The organism is Actinoplanes sp. NPDC051388, from assembly GCF_055586225.1.
Genome location: NZ_JBVJIP010000042.1, coordinates 1 through 6,133 on the forward strand (window position 1 = coordinate 1; position 6,133 = coordinate 6,133).

Annotated in this window: 5 protein-coding genes; 2 read left to right on the forward strand and 3 right to left on the reverse strand. The window is 67.9% G+C overall.

Annotated elements, in window-relative coordinates; all coding sequences use genetic code 11:
* Positions 1–152: 152 nt before the first annotated feature.
* Entirely contained in the window at positions 153–482 is a 330-nt protein-coding gene (locus tag ACZ6TI_RS48065) for a histone-like nucleoid-structuring protein Lsr2 (protein ID WP_465352029.1), read from the forward strand.
* 276 nt (positions 483–758) lie between these two features.
* Here the strand turns inward: ACZ6TI_RS48065 and ACZ6TI_RS48070 are convergent, their stop codons facing one another.
* A complete protein-coding gene (locus ACZ6TI_RS48070) occupies positions 759–1,430 on the reverse strand; it encodes an ArsR/SmtB family transcription factor (protein ID WP_465352025.1) in 672 nt (223 codons plus the stop codon).
* Complete coding sequence (locus ACZ6TI_RS48075) at positions 1,414–2,115, reverse strand: DUF4386 domain-containing protein (protein ID WP_465352026.1); 702 nt, start codon at positions 2,113–2,115, stop codon at positions 1,414–1,416. Before ACZ6TI_RS48075 ends, ACZ6TI_RS48070 begins: the two co-directional genes overlap by 17 nt.
* Positions 2,116–2,176: 61 nt before the next feature.
* Between ACZ6TI_RS48075 and ACZ6TI_RS48080 the strand changes: the two genes are divergently transcribed.
* Positions 2,177–4,972 (forward strand): ATP-binding protein, encoded by a 2,796-nt coding sequence (locus ACZ6TI_RS48080; protein ID WP_465352027.1) that lies wholly within the window; start codon positions 2,177–2,179, stop codon positions 4,970–4,972.
* A 485-nt stretch (positions 4,973–5,457) separates the two neighbouring features.
* Here ACZ6TI_RS48080 and ACZ6TI_RS48085 read toward each other — a convergent pair whose 3' ends face one another.
* Positions 5,458–5,973, reverse strand: a complete 516-nt coding sequence (locus ACZ6TI_RS48085) for a hypothetical protein (protein ID WP_465352028.1) — start codon at positions 5,971–5,973, stop codon at positions 5,458–5,460.
* Positions 5,974–6,133: the final 160 nt, after the last annotated feature.

Here is a 6,133-nt window from a genome sequence, read left to right on the forward strand (position 1 = left end):
TGCTGTGGCTGCGGTTTCGTTCGGCTTGGCGTCGACGCCGATGAACCGCGTCCGAGTTCCGGGGACGGATGATCTACGCTCGGCGGGAGAGCGGTTTGCCGGGATCGTTGTCGGCTGGCTTCATCGGTTGGTTTAGAGAGTGGATGGCTTGTATGGCTCGTCAGATCATCACGGTGTTGACCGACGATCTCGACGGTGGCGACGCCGACCAGACGGTGGAGTTCGGACTGGACGGTATGTCCTACACGATTGACCTGTCGGACAAGAACGCCGGCAAGTTGCGCTCGGCGCTCGAGCCGTATCTGGCGGTCGCGGCCAAGGCCGGCCGTGCCGTGGGCCGGCGTGGTGCTGCCGGGCCGTCGAGGGTGAGTGACCGGGCGACGAACCAGGCGATCCGGGAGTGGGCCGTCAAGAACGGCTGGGCTGTCTCGGAGCGTGGCCGTATCCCGACCTCCGTCGTCGAGGCGTACACCAACCGCTGATCCCCCGATGCGGCCAGCGGGACCGATCTCGGCTCACGGGCGCCGGGATGCGAGCGGTTCTGCCGCATCCCCACGAAGGGATCGTTCGCCCAGGGCCGATCAGCCACCGACAGGTCACCGGGGCCTGGCCTATATGGGCAGGTCAGCCGCTATGGCTAGGCGTCCCCGTGGGGAGCAGTTTTGGGTTGTATCCGGCCGGGGGCACCACAAAGAACTGGCCACGCCGATCCGGGTGTTGGTCGTGTCAGCCACGTTGCCGCTTTCCCGGTCGCGTTGTCATACCTGGGGCGCGGTTTGAGGAGCCACCAGACGTGGGCTGATCAGCGGTGGCCAGCGATGCGGCCGGGCCAGAGTCGGAACAGATCCCCCAACCGGCCCCGAGCGGGTGCCGCGTCGCGATGTCGATGCCGAAATCGTCCCGCAGCACCCGCACCTGTGGGGATGCAGCCCGGTTCGGGCTGGCTTCCGGCGCTGATCACCGTCGCGTGGCCCGGCGGTGCGCCGGCGTAGCAAGGCTTCGGCGATCGGTGAGCGCGCGCTATTGCCCGCGCATACGAACAGCACGGTGCGGCGGGGTTGCCGCCGCTGATGGACCGGCGTGCCGGTGCGGGCCGTCCAGGCGCAGGGTCGGGCGTAGGACGGCGCCGGTACCGGCCAATGCGTGGGCGCAGCCGTCCAGGTCCAGGTGGTAGTTGGCTGTCGTGGCCGTCGAAGGTGTTGGCGGATGGCGGTGATCAGGCCGCTCTCGCGCAACAGCAGGTGGTAGGAGACGAGGTTCTGCGGCTGGCCGACCAGCGTGACCAGGTCGCGGACTCGCAAGTTGCTGTGCGCGAGTTCGGTCAGCGGCTGCAAGCGCAGCGGGTGACCGCCAGGCGGACGAACGCCGGGGCGGGTTGACTCGACGAGGCCACGACTCGGACAATACGTCAAATCAATTTGATGGATCACCGAGGCTCATACTCACCGGGCGGCCGGCCGGCTCCTGCCACGCCTGGATGCCGCCACCCTTGCGCAGGAGAAACACGGTGAACCAGGTTTCCGCGACCAAGGCGGGCGCGAGCAGCGGGAGCATGGCGGATCCGTGGTAGCCGGGCACGAGGAGGAACAGGTAGCTGTTGGTCAGGTAGCCCAGTCCGCCGACGCCCAATAGGACGCCCAGGAGCGTCGGGACGTGACTCGACCTGACCATCAGGTAGCCCATCGCGAGACAGTTCATCGCGAAGAAGGTCAGGCCGATGAGGTAGCCGTGCTGGTGCAGGTTGAGGAAGAGCAGCGCGAAGGTCTGCGGTTGGCCGGAGTCGAGGAGCAGGACCGGGGCGAGCAGGTTCAGCAGGTTGACGCCGTAGATGGCCAGGCTGATGAGCCGGAAGGCGGCCGCGACCATGGACATCGGTCGGCTGACCGGCGTGAAGAGCTGGTAGAGGATTACCGTCAGGACGACTTCGCAGAGGGTGTAAACCAGGGTGGTGGAGACAGCGGTTCGCAGCAGCCACCCGGATTCCTGGACGTTCTCGGCGGTCGCCGCGACGTCGCCCGCGACCAGCATCTGTGAGCGGATCAGTTCACAGGCGATGCCGACCACGATGATGACGAGATAGAGCGCTCCGGCGACGCGTCCGTTGATAATTCTCATGCGTTGACCGTGCCCGGCTCCGGTTGAGCCACGGTGGTGAATCTGTTGAGACACTGGTGAGGTGCAGATCAATCTTCTGGGCGGGGTCGGTGCGGTGACCGACCGCGGCGAGCCGGTGGATGTTGGGCCGCCGAAGTGTCAGGCGGTGCTGGCGGCGCTCGCCCTGTCGGCCGGTTCCGCGGTGCCGGGCTGGCGGCTGGTGGAGCTGGTGTGGGGCGAGGATCCGCCGCGCACGGCCGGGCGGACCCTGCAGTCCTACGTGGTCCGTCTGCGCAGGGGCTTGGGCGCCGGCTCGATCGTCCGGGTCGGTGCCGCCTACCGCTTGGAGGTGGCCGCCGACTCGGTGGACGCGGTTCGTTTCCAGCGGTTTGTCGACGCGGGTGACATCGACGCGGCGCTGGCCGAGTGGACCGGTTTTCCGCTGGCCGGATTGGCCGTTCCCGGACTGGCCGCCACGATAGACGGTCTGGTCGAGCAATGGTTGGCCGCGGTGGAGGCCGATCTGGAGGGTCGCATCGAGACTGACCCGGCCGCGGCCGTTGCCCGGCTGACCGAGTTGACGGCGCGGTATCCGTTCCGTGAGGGCCTGTGGGCGTCGCTGATGACCGCGCTGTACCGCGTCGGGCGGCAGGCCGATGCCCTCGCCGCGTACCGCACCGCGCGGCGCAACCTCGTCGAGCAGTTCGGGGTCGAGCCCGGTCCTCGGCTGCGGGAGCTTGAGTCGTTGGTCCTCGGTCACGACCAGCGGCTGAGCGCCGCCCAGGACGGCCGGCCGGGAAACCTCCCGCGACGGCCGGGGCGGCTCATCGGGCGGGACGAGGATCTGCAGATCATCGAGGACGCGTTGGCGACGTACCCGGTCGTGACCCTGGTGGGGCCGGGCGGGATCGGCAAGACCCGGCTGGCGATGGCTGCGGCGCGGCGGGCGGTGGCCGAAGACGGTGCCTGGCTGGTCGACCTGACCGAGATCGGCTCCTCGATCGACGTACCACGGGCCGTCGCCGGCTCGCTGGGCGTCAAGGAGACTTCCGGGTTGACGCTGGGGAAGTCCATTGTGGCCGATCTGCGGTCGCGCCGCGCGCTGCTGGTCCTGGACAACTGCGAGCACGTCATCGACGGCGCCGCCGAGCTCGCCCAGGCCGTCGCCGAGGGTTGTCCGGACATGCAGGTACTGGCCACCTCGCGGGAAGGGCTCGGCCTGGGCCACGGACACGAACGGCTCATCGCGGTTGCTCCGCTGGAACCGACCGGGCCGGCAGTTGAGCTGTTCAACGAGCGCGCGATGGCCGTTTCCCGCATCTTCGATCCGTTGGCCAGCCGGCGCGACGCCGAGGAGATCTGCCGCCGCCTGGATGGCCTTCCGCTGGCCATCGAGCTGGCCGCCGCCCGAACCACCAGCCTCGGCACCGCGGACCTGCTGGCCCGGCTCGACGACCAGCTCCGCCTGCTGGTCGGCGGCCGGCGTACCGGCGCCGAGCGGCACCGGACGCTGCGGGCCACCATCCAATGGTCGTACGACCTGCTCGAACCGCCCGAACGGCTGCTCCTCCAGTGGTTGTCGGTGTTCACCGGCCCGTTCGACCGGGCCGCCGCCGATGCCGTCACCGATGCCGCACCCGACGTCGATGACCTGCTCCGCGACCTCGTGGAGCGGTCCATGCTCGTGGTCCAGGCCGGCCCGTTCGGGCAGCGCTTCCGGTTCCTGGAACCGATCCGCCAGTACGCGGCCGAGCAGCTCGCCCGGACCGGGCATACCGGACTGGCTGCGGTTCGGCACGCCCGGTGGTGCCAGGACAGCGTTGCGCAGATCCACCGGCTACTCGCCGGTCTGGCCGAGGCCGACGGCGTCGCCCGCCTCAACGAGCTATGGCCCAACCTGCGGGCCGCGGTCGACTGGGCCTGCAGGACCGGCGACCGGGCGCTCGCGTACGCACTCGTCCGTCCGGTCGTCGCGGAGATCCCGTTCCGCAGCCGCACCGAGATCGGCGACTGGCTCGAACGCATCCTGGCCATCACGCCACCGGACGACACGGAGCTCGTCGTCTTTGGACTCACCTGGGCGGGTCAGCGGTACAAGGTGAGCCGGAACCGGGCCGGGTACGAGCGACTGATCGGCCGCTACGGCGAGCCGGACAATCCCCTGATCCACCATGTGCGGGCGTGCGTCTACGACGACTTCGCGACGATCGGGCAGCGGGCACCAGCGTCGCTGGCCGAACTGCGTCGGCGCGGCGAGCACGACCTGGCCGAGCAGATCGAGGTGGACATCGGCGCGGCGCTGATATTCGGCGGGGAGTACCCGGACGGCGAGGCGCTCATCGCCAAGCTTGCCGACCGGTACCGCGCCCAAGGCCCGCCGACCCTGGTGAACTGGTGCCTGATGCTGCTCGGTTACTCCGCCGCGTTCCAAGGCCGGCAGGACCGCGCCGAGCAGCTGTTCGACGAGGCGGTCGGCGTCAAGGTTCCCGCCGGCACCCACTCGCCGAACAAGACCGTCGAGGCGCGGGCGGTGTTCCGGCGCGGCGACCGGGTGCGGGCCTTCGCCATCCTGCGCTCCCACGTCGATGATCTGCTCACCACAGGCAACGTGCATGGGGCCTGGGTCGCCTCGATTGAATTCGTCGCCATGATGGCGACGGTCGGCCGCCTGGCCGACGCGGCGCGCATCCTGTGCTACCTCGACACGACCGGCCTGCTAAACAAACCGGTCTGGGAGACCCAGGTCGCCGAGGCCAGGGGCCGGATCGCCGACGCCGTCCCCGATCCCGACCTCGACGACCGCCAGGCACTGGAGTACATGCGCCGGACCCTGGACCAGGCGGCCCGAGGCCAGGGCGTGTCCGCGAGGAGGCGATAAATAGCCATTCCCCGAGCCCAGAGACCAGTCGACGTGTATCGCTCAGCCGCGATCCGCGCGTTCCGGCGTTGAAGACGAACGGTCCGATGTGGGTGGCAGGCCACCGCCGGCGCACGAACTCCAGACGGCGACCGAGGGGTGCCGATGAGGGGCTACAGAGAGGCACCGACCTGCGCCACATCCAGCCGCGAACGCCCAGGTGAGAGCCCGCGTAGCCGCAGCTCAACACGGTCGACAACCTCGATGTCGGGCGCAGGGCTATCGCTTGCCGGGGGCACGTCACAGAACTGTGCAGTGCCAGCGGGGACGCTGATCATCGAAGCGACTTATCCGCTGCAGTGACCGTGCGTGACCTTTGAGGGCGCACGCCCCGGCCACGCTTGGCTGTCACCGCACGACAGAGCGCGGCCAGCGTCGGCCGAACCGCGCCTTGTCGGCGGCAGAACAATGCACTGATCGCTCTCCTGTCGGAAACACGACCTTGCCTACATGAACGGATAGTCGAACCAGATCTGAGCAACGAAGAACAAGGCAAGCTGGGCGATCGATCCAATCACCAATGCGAGCACCAGGGTCTTCGACCCCCGCATGCTTCGCAATGGTGGGTTGGCGAGCATCCTGTCTCGCTCTTTCGGTTCCATCTCCTGTGAGGGATTGATCCAGGAGTACACGAGTGGATACTTGGCCATGACGAAGGTTCGAGCGACAGTGGCTTCGCGGGGGAGAAGCCTTTCCTCGCTCTTTACTGCCACGTACACCACAGGTAGTCCGTTGGACAGCACCAACATCAAGACGAAAGCAATGCCCACCGGCGCCAGGCTCGCTATGAGGAGCGGTACCGCTTTCTTCTGGGCCAGACCATAGCCGAACAGCAAGCCGTCGATCGCTAACAGAAAGCCTGCACCTTGGACAAACAGCGTCGTCAGGTGCCGGAATGTCTCGATTGCCTGCTGCATCTGGACGCGGAGCGCGTCTCGATCTTCAGGTTCGTCAGGGGTCATTACGGAATGCTATGACCTACGGATCGCGTCCGGCGAAAGCCGGCTGCTCCCATCCGCATGCACTGTCATCGGCTACTTATCTAATTGATCTACGACCGCAGCCCGGCCAGGCTTGGTCGAGGTGACCGGCGGGGTAGCTCTCTCATCGGCTGTCCACCGC